The sequence below is a fragment of the Chryseolinea soli genome (genome assembly GCF_003589925.1).
Classification (GTDB): domain Bacteria; phylum Bacteroidota; class Bacteroidia; order Cytophagales; family Cyclobacteriaceae; genus Chryseolinea; species Chryseolinea soli.
In genome coordinates this window covers 6676581-6691330 of record NZ_CP032382.1, presented here as the reverse complement: position 1 = coordinate 6691330, position 14750 = coordinate 6676581, and the positions used below count along the sequence as shown (strand labels likewise).

The 14750-nt window shown below is 51.9% G+C and carries 11 protein-coding genes and 1 tRNA gene; 6 read left to right on the top strand and 6 right to left on the bottom strand.

Going from position 1 to position 14750, the window contains the following annotated elements:
* Positions 1 to 5: 5 nt before the first annotated feature.
* Positions 6 to 434 (bottom strand): hotdog fold thioesterase, encoded by a 429-nt coding sequence (locus tag D4L85_RS27890; protein WP_119757389.1) that lies wholly within the window; start codon positions 432 to 434, stop codon positions 6 to 8.
* 58 nt (positions 435 to 492) lie between these two features.
* Here D4L85_RS27890 and D4L85_RS27885 point away from each other — a divergent pair, with 58 nt between their 5' ends.
* Complete coding sequence (locus D4L85_RS27885; RefSeq protein ID WP_119758973.1) at positions 493 to 1107, top strand: histidine phosphatase family protein; 615 nt, start codon at positions 493 to 495, stop codon at positions 1105 to 1107.
* On the opposite strand, the gene D4L85_RS27880 is transcribed toward D4L85_RS27885, so the two are convergent.
* The 3 genes from D4L85_RS27880 to D4L85_RS27870 are packed head-to-tail and all read right to left on the bottom strand — an operon-like array spanning position 1095 to position 4515.
* Positions 1095 to 2552: a tetratricopeptide repeat protein gene (locus tag D4L85_RS27880; protein WP_119757388.1), complete on the bottom strand. Its 1458-nt coding sequence runs from the start codon at positions 2550 to 2552 to the stop codon at positions 1095 to 1097. The genes D4L85_RS27885 and D4L85_RS27880 overlap by 13 nt on opposite strands.
* A gap of 49 nt (positions 2553 to 2601) precedes the next feature.
* The gene (locus D4L85_RS27875; protein WP_119757387.1) at positions 2602 to 3405 is read right to left on the bottom strand and encodes a zinc ribbon domain-containing protein; all 804 of its coding nucleotides are present in this window, start codon (positions 3403 to 3405) and stop codon (positions 2602 to 2604) included.
* Between the two features lie 3 nt (positions 3406 to 3408).
* Positions 3409 to 4515 (bottom strand): Nif3-like dinuclear metal center hexameric protein, encoded by a 1107-nt coding sequence (locus D4L85_RS27870; protein ID WP_119758972.1) that lies wholly within the window; start codon positions 4513 to 4515, stop codon positions 3409 to 3411.
* A 99-nt stretch (positions 4516 to 4614) separates the two neighbouring features.
* Between D4L85_RS27870 and lpxK the strand changes: the two genes are divergently transcribed.
* The 3 genes from lpxK to D4L85_RS27855 all read left to right on the top strand — a co-directional run bounded on the left by lpxK (position 4615) and on the right by D4L85_RS27855 (position 8245).
* Positions 4615 to 5649, top strand: a complete 1035-nt coding sequence (lpxK, locus tag D4L85_RS27865) for a tetraacyldisaccharide 4'-kinase (RefSeq protein ID WP_119757386.1) — start codon at positions 4615 to 4617, stop codon at positions 5647 to 5649.
* Between the two features lie 91 nt (positions 5650 to 5740).
* Entirely contained in the window at positions 5741 to 7612 is a 1872-nt protein-coding gene (locus tag D4L85_RS27860; protein ID WP_160144046.1) for a putative porin, read from the top strand.
* A gap of 30 nt (positions 7613 to 7642) precedes the next feature.
* The gene (locus tag D4L85_RS27855) at positions 7643 to 8245 is read left to right on the top strand and encodes a MiaE family protein (RefSeq protein ID WP_119757384.1); all 603 of its coding nucleotides are present in this window, start codon (positions 7643 to 7645) and stop codon (positions 8243 to 8245) included.
* Positions 8246 to 8511: 266 nt separating this feature from the next.
* Here D4L85_RS27855 and D4L85_RS27850 read toward each other — a convergent pair whose 3' ends face one another.
* A complete protein-coding gene (locus D4L85_RS27850) occupies positions 8512 to 9771 on the bottom strand; it encodes an asparagine synthetase B (protein WP_119757383.1) in 1260 nt (419 codons plus the stop codon).
* A gap of 161 nt (positions 9772 to 9932) precedes the next feature.
* Between D4L85_RS27850 and D4L85_RS27845 the strand changes: the two genes are divergently transcribed.
* A complete protein-coding gene (locus tag D4L85_RS27845) occupies positions 9933 to 11168 on the top strand; it encodes an ABC transporter permease (protein WP_119757382.1) in 1236 nt (411 codons plus the stop codon).
* A 94-nt stretch (positions 11169 to 11262) separates the two neighbouring features.
* Positions 11263 to 11352: transfer RNA gene (locus D4L85_RS27840), tRNA-Ser, on the top strand.
* Positions 11353 to 12238: 886 nt separating this feature from the next.
* Here the strand turns inward: D4L85_RS27840 and D4L85_RS27835 are convergent.
* The gene (locus tag D4L85_RS27835; protein ID WP_119757381.1) at positions 12239 to 14611 is read right to left on the bottom strand and encodes an ABC transporter permease; all 2373 of its coding nucleotides are present in this window, start codon (positions 14609 to 14611) and stop codon (positions 12239 to 12241) included.
* Between the last annotated feature and the right edge of the window lie 139 nt (positions 14612 to 14750).

Here is a 14750-nt window from a genome sequence, read left to right as displayed (position 1 = left end):
TCGCCTCAATTTTGTCTGTCCAACACTGCCATGGTGATCCGGCTGATGCACACCAATTCACCGATCTGGTTACTAATACGGATTTCCCAAACCTGAGTTTTTCTTCCGACGTGAATGGGTTTCACCACCCCGGTCACAAAACCTTCGCGTGCGCTCTTGATGTGGTTGGCATTGATTTCTAACCCCACGCAGTAGTGTTTTGTTCCATCCACGCACAAAGTAGCGGCCACGCTGCCCATGGTTTCCGCCAGGGCCACGGAGGCGCCTCCGTGCAACAAGCCCAACGGCTGGTGCGTACGGCGGTCTACGGGCATGGTGGCCTCCAGGTAATCTTCGCCGATCACGGTGAAAGAAATGCCCAGTTGCTCGGCCAGGGTATTGGCCGACCATTTGTTCAAGGCTTCGACGGTGGTAGTAGTTTTGAAAATTCCCATGAAAGGCGGGTCCGAAGGTGGACTATTTCTTTATTTTTGCGCCCAAAATAACGCAAAATTGAGCAGCAAAAAAATTTACCTCGTCCGCCACGGCCAGACGGATTTCAACCTCCAGAACATCGTCCAGGGCAGCGGGGTAGACAGCAGCTTAAACGACCGGGGCCGCGCCCAGGCCCAGGCTTTCTTTAACAAATACAAGGATATCCCGTTCGACAAGGTCTATACGTCGGCCCTGAAACGCACCCGCGAGTCGGTGCAATCCTTCATCGATCTGGGTTTACCCGTAGAGTCATTTGCGGGGCTGAACGAGATCAGTTGGGGCACCAAGGAAGGCTTTCCCATCACGCCCGAAGAAGACCAGTATTATCACTACATGCTCAAACAATGGCAACTGGGCGACACCACGCTGCGCATTGAAGGAGGCGAAAGCCCGGACGAAGTGGTCAAGCGCATGAAGCCTGTGCTCCAGCACATCATGAACCAACCCGACGAAAAGACGGTGCTCATCTGCATGCACGGCCGCGCCATCCGCATCCTGATGTGCATCATCCTGAACTATCCCCTGAAATCGATGGACATGTTCGAGCACGAGAACCTCGGGCTCTACTTATTGCATTATAGTGGTTCGTTCTTTACCGTTGAGTTATACAACGATACGGCTCACCTGCGTTGATCAACCAACCCAATCCCACTATTGCGTTTTAACTGCGCGAGGGCAGACTTTGCTTTGCTGTCGATGCTGTTCTTGTATTCGTGCTTCTTGTAGGAGAGGGCGAGTGTGAAAAAGGTCTTCGCGCCTTCCAGGTCGTTGTCGGCCCAGGCGAGATAGCCCAGCTGCAGGCAGGCGTTGGGTGCATAGTACCAGGGCTCCTGGCCGTTTTGTTTTACGGTCTCTTTGTATAATTCCTTGGCCTGAGAAAGATGGTTGGTTTTATGCTCCAGGCGTGCTTTGCGATAGATCAATTCAACCTGGTCGCGCTTGCTGGGAACTTGCGCCGGCGTTATAGATTCCAGGATCTTGCGGGCATTGTCGTAGTAGCCGCCATCGGTGGCATAGCGGGCTTTTGTGAGTTGCATGTGGGGAAGCTCACTGTCGGCCAGGCTGCGGGCAGCGTATTTGTCGGCCTCGCTGGCTTCTTTGCCAAGCGTTCGGGCTTGTTTGAAGACCTGCAGCGCATCGTTGTTGCTCCCGTTCAGGTAGTAGCATAACCCCACTTTATAATAAGCGTCTTTGATGAAATTCTGTCCCTTGTAGTGGTTGATAAACCAACGATAAGCGGCCATGGCCTCCATATATTCTGCTTTGTGCAGGTAGATCTCACCTTTCAGATATTCGGCGTAGTAGATGGGCAACCCCGAGTGTTTCGTACTCAAGGTGTTCAGAAGGAACAAGGCCTCTTCGCTTTGTGAATTTTTTATCGCCAGGGCACCACCCAGAAACAAGGCAAGCCGGTTGCCTGGATGACCGGCCAACAACTGGCGTGCCTCGGTTACGGCACTGTCGGTTTGCTGCAACAACAAGCCCTTGGCGAGCGCCGAGATCATGCCGGCTTCAAAGCTCAGTGGATGGCCCGCTTTGGTGAAGGATTCCAACTCGGCCATGCCCTCGCCAATAGAGCCGTCCATGCTGAGCAGGCTCAGCACCCAGTTATATTGCTCAGGCACCGAGCCGATGATCACCTCGAGCATGCCCGCCGTTTTTTTGATGGCTTGATATTCCGGGAAACGTTTCTTCAATTCCTTCGCTGTGAGGAAAGCCTGGCGCAGGTTGAGGCCGGCATCGAATTCGTGACCGTATTTTAAATAGACGAAGGCCCATTGCACGCGGATCTCGGCCAGCAACAACAGCTCGTCGGGTGAGTTCAGTTTGATCTTGCGCTCCAGGCGCTCCTCGAAGTGGTCTTCGTATTCGGTGTATTTTTCACCGTCTTCGGTGATGAGCAACTCCAGCGCTTCACCCAGGGCCAGCACATAATGCTCCTGGGGGGTTTTGGGATTGGGCAGCATGGCATAGGCCTCTACCGTTTGAAGATTGAGCACCAGGTCGTAGGCCTTTTGAGAAATGGCATCAAACTTCCATTCCTCGGGAGGGGCGGCGACGGCGGTGGCACACCACAAAAAAAGGCAGACGAGAGCGCCTGCCTTTTGGCAATGAGATATGAAAAGGTTATTCAACTTTTTTTCTTCTGGTAGGGGCTGGAGTAGCCACTTTAGCAGTTTTTGGCTTGTCACCTTCATCGAGAGAGTCCATGTCAACGTCCGCTAAGATACGACCGGAATGCTCATCGATCACAATTTTCTTTTTCTCGCGGATCTCGGCGATCTTTTGAGGAGGGATCACGATGTTACATCCTTCGGCGGCACCGCGTACCACGCGCACTACGGCAAGGCCGTTGGTGAGGCTGGTACGGAGGCGTTCGTAATATTTGAGGAGTTTGTCTTCGATTTTCTTGGTAGCCTTTTCGCGTTCTGCTAACAGTCTTTTCTCTTCTTCGTGGCTTTCGGCCAGGATGCCGTCAAGTTCTTTTTTCTTGTTGTCGAGGTGTTCGCCGCGTTCTTTGATCTGGTTGTTGATCTTTTCGATCTCGTCTTTTTTGTCGCCGATCTGGTCTTTGCCTTCTTTGATCTTTTTCTCGCAGATCTGGATTTCCAGCTCCTGAAGCTCTATTTCCTTGGTGATGGCGTCGAATTCGCGGTTGTTTCTAACGTTTTTCTGTTGTTCGGTGTATTTCTTGATCAGCTTTTCGGCTTCCTTGATACCTTCTTTGTACTTTTTGATACCTTCTTCAATGTCCTTCTGATCAGTTTCGTATCGCGTTTGGCGCGTCTTGTACCCCTCAATTTCGTCCTCCAAATCCTGGACTTCGTCGGGAAGGTCGCCCCGGAGCTTTTTAAGTTCGTCTAGCTTTGTGTCAATGAATTGGAGTTTAACAAGCGCTTCGAGCTTCTGTGCAACTGATTGATTTTCCATTCTTTATAGGTAGCTTATTGGATTCGTGACAGTCTTTGAAAAATTGATCGCAAAAGTAGGAAATTTTTTCCGTAAAACCTCCTGCAAAAGTTCTTTGGTGAAAGCTTCGCTCTCATAATGCCCGATGTCGGCTATGATAATTTTCCCGTCGGCATCAAAAAACTCGTGATATTTAAAGTCGGCAGTGATGAAAATGTCCGCCCCGGCCTGAATGGCCTTCGAAAGCAGAAAGCTGCCTGATCCTCCGCAAACGGCCACTTTTTTTATCAAAGGGCGGGAGAATGCGGTGTAGCGGATCACTTGGGCTTCCATACGTACTTTTAAACCTTGCAGGAATTCCAAAGGTTCCATGGGCGTCTCCAACTCTCCGGTCATCCCCGAGCCAACTTCTTGATTTTCATTGGTTAGCACGCTCAAATAATAAGCCACTTCTTCATAGGGATGCGCTTTTCGCAAAGCCGCCAATACCGCACCCTCCAGCGGCACGGGGAAAATCACCTCCGCCCGTATCTCTTCCACCGTTTCCTGGACGTGCGTTTTTCCGATGTGCGGTGTGGCCGCCTCGCCGGGCATAAACGTGCCCATGCCCGCCACCTGGAAACTGCAATTTTGATAGTTGCCGATCTGGCCCGCCCCAGCCTGGTAGAGGGCCGACAGCACGGCGTCGGCATGCTCTTTGGGAATGAAGGTGACCAGCTTTTTCAAGGTGTCGGTCTTGGGAACCAGGATCTTCAGGTTTTTCAGGCCAATGCGCTCGCACATCTTCCGGTTCACCCCGTCCATGACGTTGTCGAGGTTGGTGTGGATGGCATAGATGGCGATATCGTTCTTGATGGCGGCGATGATCACCCGCTCCACATAGTGGTTGCCGGTGAGCTTTTTCAATCCTTTGAAGACGATGGGGTGGTGTGCCACAATGAGGTTGCATCCCTGTTGGATGGCCTCTTGCACGACGGCTTCCGTGCAGTCGAGTGTGACCAGGATCCCCGTGCAATCGGCGTTCGCGTTGCCGGTGAGGAGGCCTGCGTTGTCATAGTTTTCCTGGTATCCGCGGGGTGCCAGGGCCTCGAGCGTTATGGTTACGTCTTTTATTTTTATACTTGCGTTCATGAATTTCGACACTCGGACGCCATGGGTTAGGGGTTAAAAATAGCTTCTTCCGGTCAATAAGTAAGCAGTGATGAATTCTAAAAAATCAGTTTGACTGCCATGATCCTTCTCCGCATTTTGCTTTATCCCATGGCCATGGCCTACAACTTCATCACCGGTCTGCGCAACCGGCTGTATGATCGCGGGCTAAAGCCTTCCGTCACCTTCGAGCTGCCCGTGATCAATGTGGGCAACCTTACCGTTGGCGGTACGGGCAAAACGCCGCTGATCGAATACCTCATCCGGTTGTTGGCCCCTAACCGTAAGGTGGCCACTCTAAGCCGGGGCTATGGTCGGACGACCACCGGCTTTCGCATCGCCGGCCCCAGCGACAACGCCGCCACCCTGGGCGATGAACCCACACAGTTCTACCAAAAATATGGCGACCGCGTCACCGTTGCCGTAGGCGAAGAACGCGCGCTGGCTATCCCCAACATTCTTCAAGATCATCCCGACACAGAGATCATCCTGCTCGACGATGCCTACCAGCACCGGAAGGTGAGACCCTCCCTGAACATTCTCCTGTCGGACTATAGCCGTCCGTTTTATGAGGACCTGCTCTTACCGGCTGGCCGACTCAGGGAATCACGTCACGGCGCCACGCGGGCCGATGTGGTGGTGGTCACCAAATGTCCCCCCGAAATCTCAGACGACGAGATGATGGACATCGACCAGCAGGTGCGCCGGTATGTGGAGAAGCCGGTGTTCTTCACCCACGTTCGCTATGGCAGCCCCATGCCGGTTACGACGCGGGCGCAGAAGCTTGGCGATGACGTGGTGCTTGTCACAGGCATTGCCAACGCAAAGCCCCTGGTTCACTATTTAAAACAAACCTTTAACCTGGTAAAGCATTTCGATTTCACAGACCATCATACCTACCGGGCGTCTGACCTGGAGGACTTCGCCGGTGCCCTAAAAGCGCATCCCCAGGCAAGTTTTCTCACCACCGAAAAGGACAAGGTCAAGCTCGTATCGCCGGCCTTTCGGGAGGCGATCGAAAAAATTCCGCTGTTTTATTTGCCCATCGAAGTGGAATTCATCAAAAATGGACAGGATTTTGATGAGATCGTGCTAAATCATTTGAAGCGTGCCTGAGATAAAAAATTTCCTGAATCCCGCTATCCACACATCGCAACGGTTATTTTTGCCCGTGCATTTTTTTCGCCCAATACTGACCTTGCTTTTTTTGGCTGCTATCGTCTTTCAAGCAGCGGCCCAGGACCAGGCCCCCACGCGCCGCAGGGGGTCGCGCATCATCGACGACACCACCAAGCAGGTCTATGGCCCGAAGACGTCGCGCTATTACTATGAGCAGGACTTCTTCTATAACCGCACGGTGTTCTCCACCATCGACACGGCCATCCGCAATTTTCACCGGTGGACGTACATGCAGCAGAATCATTACTTCTACCAGGATCTTGGCAACATCGCTACGGCGATGAAGTCGATCTACTTCAAGCCCCCCACCATGATCGGGGCTACCTCGGGGTTTACCGCCTACGATGTGTATTGGGACGCTGAAAAGATCCGCTACTTCGACACCAAGTCGCCCTACTCTAACATGCGGGTGAACCTTGGCGGAAAGGGGCGCTCCACGACGAAGATCACCTTTAGCCGCAACATCAAACCCAATTGGAATATCGGGTTTAACTACCGGGCCTTGCTCATCGACAAGCAGGTCCAGCGCGCCAGCAAAGGCGACCGCAACGTGAAGGCTACCTACTACGATCTCTATACAACCTATGAAACGCCAGACAGTAGTTACCGGCTGTTCTTCAACTTTCAACGCTCCAAACACGATGCCGCAGAATACGGCGGCATTCTGCAAGGCGAAAATTTTACGTATAAAGACTATTTCTCCACCGACGCGCAACCCAGCCTGCATGAAGCCATCAGCGAAGACCTGCGCATGAACGTTCACCTCTACCACCAATATAAAGTGGGATCGGCCCTGCAGGTCTATCACATCTTCGATCGCTACCGGCAAGGGAATAATTTTGTGGACGTCGTGGCCTCGGAGCCGAAAGGTTATTACGGCAGTTTTGTCAACATCGTGAATGACTCGACGAACGACTATGCGAAGTTCAAGGCTTTGCGAAATGAGTTGGGTATCAAGGGTAATTTGTTAAAGCTTTTTTATAATGGGTATTACGCCCTGCGGAATGTGTCGTACACAAACCGGGGGGGCACTTACATCCAAAACAGTTATACGGCCGCAGAGAGCTATATCGGCGGAAGGATGCAGTTGGCACTGGATTCTATTGGTGAGCTCGGGGGCTGGGTGGAAGTGCAGCAGAATGGTAACTACCGCATCGAAGGTACCCTTAAGAGCAGGTGGTTTGAAGCTTCGCTAAAACAAATGCAGTACTCGCCCTCGTATCTCACGCAATCTTATGTGGGCATGTACAATGTGTGGACCAACGATTTCAACAGCACGAACATGACCCAGGTGAATGGCTATATTCATTACAAATCGCCGTCGTTCGAACTCTCGCCGGGGCTCACGTTTACCACGCTGAACAACTATGTCTATTTTAAAGAAGTCCCCGACGCCGTCAAAGACACTGTTCAGGTGGTTCAACCCTTTCAAACCTCCGACGGCCAGGTCATTGTGTCGCCCGAAGTAAAGGTGTCGTTGGTGATGGCCCGCCACATTCATTTCAATGCACAGTTCATGTACACCCGCGTCCTTAAGAATGCGGACAATGCGATTCAATTGCCGGCGGTGTTTGTCAACTCCCAATTGTCGTACGAAAACATTTTCTTCAACGGCAACCTCGACATGCACGGCGGGATCGATTTTCATTTTCAGTCCGACTACTTTGCCAATAGCTATTGGGTACCCACCCAGCAATTCTACACGCAGCAATCCTTCACGTCCCCCAGTTTTCCGCTGATCGACCTGTTCTTTAGCGCACGCATCAAACGCGGCCGCATCTTCCTGAAGTACAACAACCTGATCCAGGCGTTCACGAAGGAGGGCTATATGGCCACGCCACAATACCCCGGCCAACGCCCGATCCTTGATTTTGGATTCGACTGGTCGTTCTATGATTAAGTCGCAGGGAAGTTGTAAATTAAAAGAATCGTGGAAAGCAAAGATAAATTCACACTAGGACTTGAACTCCCCACCGACCCGCGGTGGATCGATATCGCGCAAGAGCACATTCGCGACATCCTGGTGGATCATGCGTACTGTGAACAGAAGGCAGCGTCTTCCTGCATCTCGCTCATCATCCTGCATCCCGATCGCGAAAAACTCGTGGAGGTGCTGGCGCCCATCGTTGCCGAAGAGTGGAGTCACTTTGAGCGGGTGTTGGCCGAATTGAAGAAGCGCGGCTACACGCTGGGGCCGTCGCGCAAAGACGAATATGTGGAGGCCCTCTTCAAGCTCGTCAAAAAAGGAGGCAGCCGCGAACAACAGTTGGTGGAGAAATTACTGCTCAACGCACTTATCGAAGCCCGCAGCTGCGAGCGGTTTAAAGTGCTATGGAAACACATTCCCGATCCAGAGCTTTCGGAGTTCTATCATGAACTGATGATCTCAGAGGCGGGTCACTATAAAACCTTTTTGCATTTAGCGAAGGAATACCTTCCGGAAGATGTAGTCATGCATCGCTGGCGCGAGTGGTTGGAAGCGGAGGCGGAGATTATGCGAGGACTGGGCGTGAGAGGGGATAGGATTCATTAGCGTTAAGTACTTCGCGCGCAAGAGAGCACGTCATTCCGCAGACACGCGTTTCCTCGATCTTCGTATGAGGCCCAAGGAATCCCGTGGAGAGCGCACTGGATCTGTGTGGTGATTGCATTGAAAGTGGGCAACGAGCTTCTCGGTGTTTGCCGGGGTTCGTTTTAGCTAGTGCGGAGTACATCCAGTTTCTCTGCACTCGAAATTCGGGATGTCTTGAACTGCGGGCGTAGGTATTTAGAAAACGCGTGCCTGCGACATGATGTCTCTCAGGTTTTTTGTTTCTTCTTCTTCGCCGCCGGGAACAACACGTTGTTCAAGATCAAACGGTAGCCTGGCGAATTGGGATGTTGATTCAGGTCGGTCGGTTCTTCGCCCACCTGGTGTTGATAGTCTTCCGGATCGTGTCCGCCGTAGAAGGTCCAGAAGCCTTTGCCGAGGACACCGTGGATGTATTTGGCTTCCTTGATTGATTTGTTTTCGCCCATGATCACCACGTCGGGTTTGATCAGGTTCTCCTTGAATCCTGTGCTTTGGCCAAAGAAACCGTTGATCACGCGGGTGTGATTTTGGGTGAGCATCGTGGGGATCGGGTCCCATTTGGCTGAGAACTCGAACAACGAGAAGTAGTCGTTGTCCTGGCGCAGACCCCGCTCGTTGGGTTGGTTGTCGATGTCCGAAAATTCATATTGGAGCGGGTTGCGCTCTAAACGAAAATTGGTAAAGGCAAAGGTGTTCTCGTATTTCAATTTATCCTGCGCTGTGGGATCGGCGGGGTCGCCGTCGTACATGCGGTCGCAGATGTCAAGGCCTTCGGCGGCCAGGGCAATGTCGTATGTATCTGTGGCGGAGCACATGGCAAACAAGAATCCTCCCGAGGTCACAAACTCTTTGATCTTTTTCACCACCGCCAGCTTCAGCTGCGACACTTTGTGGAAGCCAAATTTTCGCGCGAGGTCTTCGGCTTCTTTTTGCTGTTCGATGTACCAGGGCATGTTGCTGTATTGCACATAGAACTTGCCGTACTGACCCGTGAAATCTTCGTGATGTAAGTGCAGCCAGTCGTATTTGGTTAGCATACCATTCATCACCTCGTCGTCAAAAACAATGTCGTAGGGAATTTCAGCGTAGGTCAGCACCAGGGTCACGGCGTCGTCCCAGGGTTGTTTGGTCTTGGGGGAGTAGACGGCGATCCGGGGATATTTCTCCAGCTTCATGAGGTCATAGTTCATGGCCGGGCTGGCGATCTCGGAGATGATCTGGTTGGTCTGGGCGTCGGAGATGATCTCGAAGCTTACGCCGCGCACCATCAACTCGTTTTGGATGGCGGGGTGATAGTCGCACATGAAACTGCCGCCGCGGTAGTTCAGCAACCAGTCCACCTGCATGTCGCTGCGCAAGATCCAATAGGCAATGCCATAGGCCTTCAGGTGGTTGGACTGTTTTTCATCCATGGGAATGAAAATGGAATTGCTGTGGGCCGTGATGTAGGCCGCCAAAAAAAACAGGAAAAACACGCTACGCTTCATACTCAAACCCCGTTATAGAACTTAAATTTACTTCGCTGCTTCGACATTTTTGACGGAATAGCACAAAAATAGGGCCTCACCCTAAAAAATCGGCTTCCGGCTGTAACATTGGGGGGTACTTTATCAACGTATTGTAACACAACACAATTGTAGACAGTTTCATGAACCTGATTGAAAATATAAAAGAGGGGCTTCGCTCCATCCAAGCCAACCTGCTGCGCTCGGTCCTCACGGCCCTCATCGTGGCCATCGGCATCATGTCACTGGTGGGCATCCTCACGGCCATCGACGGCATCGAATATTCCGTCAACGAAAGCCTGGCCTCCCTGGGCGTGAACACGTTCGACATCCATTCCAAGACCAACCGGAACTCCAATCGCCAGGGCCTCAAGGAAAAAACATACCCCCAGATCCGCATGAGCGAAGCGTTTCGCTTTATCGACCAATATAAAGTGCCCTCCACCATCAGCCTCTCGGCATTCGTGACCGAGCTCGCCGAAGTGAAGCATCTTTCCAAAAAGACCAACCCCAACGTCCAGGTTCAGGGGGTTAATGCCGATTTTCTGCCCATAAAGGGCCTGGAGATCGAGCAAGGCCGTAATTTCTCGAAACTTGAAATGGAATACGGAACCCAAGTGGCCATCATTGGCCACAAAGTGTTCACCTCCCTTTATGGAAAAAGAGAAGAGCCCATCGGCACGGAGATCTCCATTTCCGGTGTGCAATTCCGTGTTATCGGCCTGATGAAGGAAAAGGGTGAGCTCTCCGAGAATAACTACGATAATATGGTGCTCATGCCCATTATCAAGGGTAATCAGATGGCCAAAGGCCGCGGCCTGTGGTATGACATGACCATCGGTATTTCCGATCCATCCCAGATGGAATACGCCATGGGCGAGGCCACCGGCATCATGCGCGCTATCCGCCGCGACCAGGTGGGACAGCCCAACTCGTTTGACCTCGAGAAAAGCGAAACCCTGGCCCAGGAAATGGAAAGCATCATCGGCGGCTTGCGCATGGGCGGCTTTGGCATCAGCTTCATCACCCTGTTGGGCGCCTGCATTGCCCTGATGAACATCATGCTCGTGTCGGTGACTGAGCGCACGCGCGAAGTGGGTGTCCGCAAAGCCCTGGGCGCCACACCTTTGCGGATACGACAGCAGTTTCTCATCGAGGGCATCGTGGTGTGTCTGCTGGGCGGTATTTCGGGGGTTATCCTTGGCATCCTCATCGGCAACCTGCTGGCCAAGCTCATGGGCATCAACACGTTTGTGATGCCGTGGATGACGATGCTGTGGGGGCTGGGCGTTTGTATCTTTGTCGGCGTTATCTCCGGCTACTACCCTGCAAAGCGGGCCTCACGCCTCGATCCCATCGAGTCGCTGCGCTTCGAGTAAAAATTAAGCGAAGGTTTTTTAGAAAATCCTCGCAAAGCCTGCGGGAGTTTTTATTTTTGCACCCTCATCCGCCGGCTGGCGGGTCAGACCACACAGAGAGATGTCAGAGTGGTCGAATGAGACGGTCTCGAAAACCGTTATGCGGGCAACCGCATCGAGGGTTCGAATCCCTCTCTCTCTGCCACAGAAATCAAAAAATAAGCCCTTGGAGTCCAAGGGCTTACCTGATTTTCTCGACACGCCATCAGGAGATGGAGCACGCGTCACGATCCGTTGTTCTAAATTTTGTTGGGCAGGTGCAAAAAGTTAAAAAGAGATAATAACTGGTTTTTTGTATCTTCAATCTTCGCAGGGCTGCTGCTAGAGCGCTGCGCAGGAAATTTTGAATTGAGGGTAAATAATTTCTCGTAGAACGAGAGGCCCTTTTTATATATCGTTTTCTAAATCCCCGTTTATGAAAAATGCTCTGACGCTTATTGTATTTGCTGTATTTGGAACCCTGATCATGGGGATTGCCATTGGTGTGTTCTTTTTTTGGAGAAAGTGATTTGACCGGAACAAAGAAGGCGTACGATGGTTGAAGTTTATGAGTGGATCGACGGCTATCAAAAAAAGCCGACCCGGATCGCCCGGCATACAGAAGGGGATGGACAGCATCTCAACTACATTTTGCAAGAATCGTTGAACGAATAACAGTTACTGAAAATGGATCTCAACAACGCCAAAAACTACACAACCATCGGTGCTGTTATACGGACAGCGGCAGTCCGATCGTTTTATGATAGCATAAACATACCAAACGATCGATTCAAAAGGGGACGAAGGGGATTTTAAGTGATGGAGGAAATTATCAAAATCATTCTAATAGCTGCGTGGTTAATGGTAGGCGCATACGCGCTGGTCAAGTTGGTGAGAAGGATTTTTAAATTCTAATACCGACATGCTTTCGTCGGCTAACGCGTTTTTCTCGCTCTCCTCTTTACAGGTACGGCGTTGGTCTCACGACAAAATAAGCGCACATCAAAATCCTTTGCGGTAAAAGTTTTTTCCACGCCGCAATCCTAAAAACTCTATTCCGATCGCAACGACGTCACTGGATTTGTTGTCGCTGCTTTGATCGATTCAAAGCTCACCGTCAGCCAGGCGATGATCAGCGCCGACACGAAGGCGATGAGGAAGATCGTCCAGTCGATGGCAACGTGATAAGCGAAGCCGTCAAGCCATTGGCTCATGCCGTACCAGGCCAGCGGCACCGCGATGGCCGTGGCGATGAGAATGGGGCGGGTGAAGGTAGCCGACAGCAGGTAAACCAGTTGGAACCCGGAAGCGCCAAGCACTTTGCGTATTCCCAACTCGCGTGTGCGCCGCTCGGCGAGATAGGCTGATAAGCCGTACAATCCCAGACAAGAGATCACAATGGCCAGCACGGCAAAGACGTTGAACAGGTTGCCCAACCGTTGCTCGGATGTGTATAATTTGGCGATATCCTGGTCCACAAAATTGTAGTTGAAGGGATAGCTTGGATTGATCTCTTTGCACATTTGCTCCAGCACCTTGATGGTATTGTCCGTTTCCCCGGGGAGCGTGCGGACGATGGCATATCCGCCCCAGGTATTGCGATTCAGGAACATCGGACCGATGGGCTCCTGAACGGGTTTGAAGTTGAAATCCTTGACCACTCCAATGATCGTCAGCTCTCTATTCCACACCGTGATCCTGGTTCCGACGGCGGACTCCAGCGTCATGTCCATCGTTTTTAGTGCCGCTTCGTTCACGACGATACTCGTGGAATCGGCTTTGGCATTTTCAGTATAGCCATGTCCTTCCAGGAAGGTAGCCTTAAAAACCTCCTCGAAATTTTCGTCGATGGCCGTGTTGTAGAACAGGGGTTGCGAGTTCGGGTCCTTTCCTTTCCACTCCACGCTGACCGTGGCGCCGGAAGAAGACGTAGGCAGTCCGGAGATAAACGAATATTGGCTGGTCAGCCGGTTGCTGGCGAGCTTGGTGCGCATCGTTTCGTATTTGCCCCACATCTCGCCGGTCATGGGCACATACAGCAGGTTTTCCTTGTCGTAGCCCAGGTTCATGTGTTGGATGTATTTCAGTTGGCGATAGACGATCGCGGTGCCGACGATCAGCGAGATCGATACGGCAAACTGGATCACTACCATCGTGTTCCGGAACAAACTTCCGGAGCCGCCACCGTTGAAATTTCCTTTCAACACGGTGGCCGGAAGAAATCCCGAGAGGTAGAGTGCCGGGTAACTTCCCGCCAACAACCCGGTGATGACCGTGATACCCAACAGGCCTGTGATGAGTCTCACGTTCGTAAAGTCAAGGGCCAGATTTTTTCCACCCAGCGTATTGAAATAGGGGAGTGCGAGATAGATGAGGAGCAAGGCCAGCACCAGTGAAAGCAAAGCGACGATCAACGACTCGGCGAGGAACTGTCCCACGAGGTGAGGCCTGATGGCGCCCACCACTTTGCGCAGCCCAACTTCTTTTGCCCGCCGGGCGGCACGTGCTGTGGCGAGGTTCATAAAATTCAGACACGCCACCACCAGGATAAAGACGGCCACCACCATAAAAATGTATACGTTCTGTGCGTTGCCATGACCGGCAAGGTCGGCCAGGAAATTGGAATAGAGATGGATCTTCGCCAGGGGTTGCAACACGAAGCTTACTTTGAGTACCGATTCGTTTTTCTTATAGACGGCTTGCATCTTTTTCTCCAGGTCCTCGATGGCCGCCTTCGACTGCGGGGCTTTGCTGCTCAGCTTAAAGTAGGTATACCAGTTGTAGTTGTCCCAAATGTTCTTTTTGAGGTCGTCGTTTGTGCGGGCCAGGAAGCGCATGGGCAGGACAAAATCAACATGCAGGTGCGAGTTGTCGGGGATGTTGGCCATAACGGCCGTTACCGTGAAGTCGTCTTTGTTGTCTTTGCGGATGGTTTTTTCGAGCACGTCGGTGGTGCCGAAATATTTGAGGGCCATTTTTTCGGAGATCACAATGCCTTCCGGATTGAGCAATGCTTTTTCGCGGTCGCCCTTGATCAAGGGAAAGCTGAACATCTTGAAGAAATTCGAATCGGCAAAGACGAGACCATCCTCTTCGAACTTGATGTCGCCCACCTGGATCAATTCGCGATTCACGCTGGAGATGCGCACCACATCTTCCACCTCGGGGATCTCGTTCTTTATTGCCTGTGCCAGCGGGGCAGGGGTTACGGCGGCATGCACTTTCATCTCGGGCAGGGTTGCCGTGATCCGGTATAGCCGTTCATAGTCGTTGTGGAACCGGTCATAACTCAACTCGTCATTGACCCACATCCCGATGAGCGCCGTACACGTAATCCCCAGCGCCAGGCCGAAGATGTTAATGAACGAAAAGCCTTTCTGGCGGAGTAGATTTCGGATGGCGACTTTGAAATAGTTGCGGAACATAAGCAGGCCGGTTTTGTGTTGCTAAGACGCTCAAAGGTACCAGAATGTTGCACTGAGAAAAACGAAAAGCCACTGAAAAGCGGTTGCTATTAATTTCAATGCGTTCCCCCGCCTAATCCCCCAAACCTTGTATATTCGC

What these genes read in the sequence shown, in the direction of transcription:
- D4L85_RS27850 (WP_119757383.1), bottom strand. Translation starts at nt 9,771, where the DNA reads ATGAAGCGTAGCGTGTTTTTCCTGTTTTTTTTGGCGGCCTACATCACG.
- D4L85_RS27890 (WP_119757389.1), bottom strand. Translation starts at nt 434, where the DNA reads ATGGGAATTTTCAAAACTACTACCACCGTCGAAGCCTTGAACAAATGG.
- D4L85_RS27845 (WP_119757382.1), top strand. Translation starts at nt 9,933, where the DNA reads ATGAACCTGATTGAAAATATAAAAGAGGGGCTTCGCTCCATCCAAGCC.
- D4L85_RS27835 (WP_119757381.1), bottom strand. Translation starts at nt 14,611, where the DNA reads ATGTTCCGCAACTATTTCAAAGTCGCCATCCGAAATCTACTCCGCCAG.
- D4L85_RS27875 (WP_119757387.1), bottom strand. Translation starts at nt 3,405, where the DNA reads ATGGAAAATCAATCAGTTGCACAGAAGCTCGAAGCGCTTGTTAAACTC.
- D4L85_RS27870 (WP_119758972.1), bottom strand. Translation starts at nt 4,515, where the DNA reads ATGAACGCAAGTATAAAAATAAAAGACGTAACCATAACGCTCGAGGCC.
- lpxK (WP_119757386.1), top strand. Translation starts at nt 4,615, where the DNA reads ATGATCCTTCTCCGCATTTTGCTTTATCCCATGGCCATGGCCTACAAC.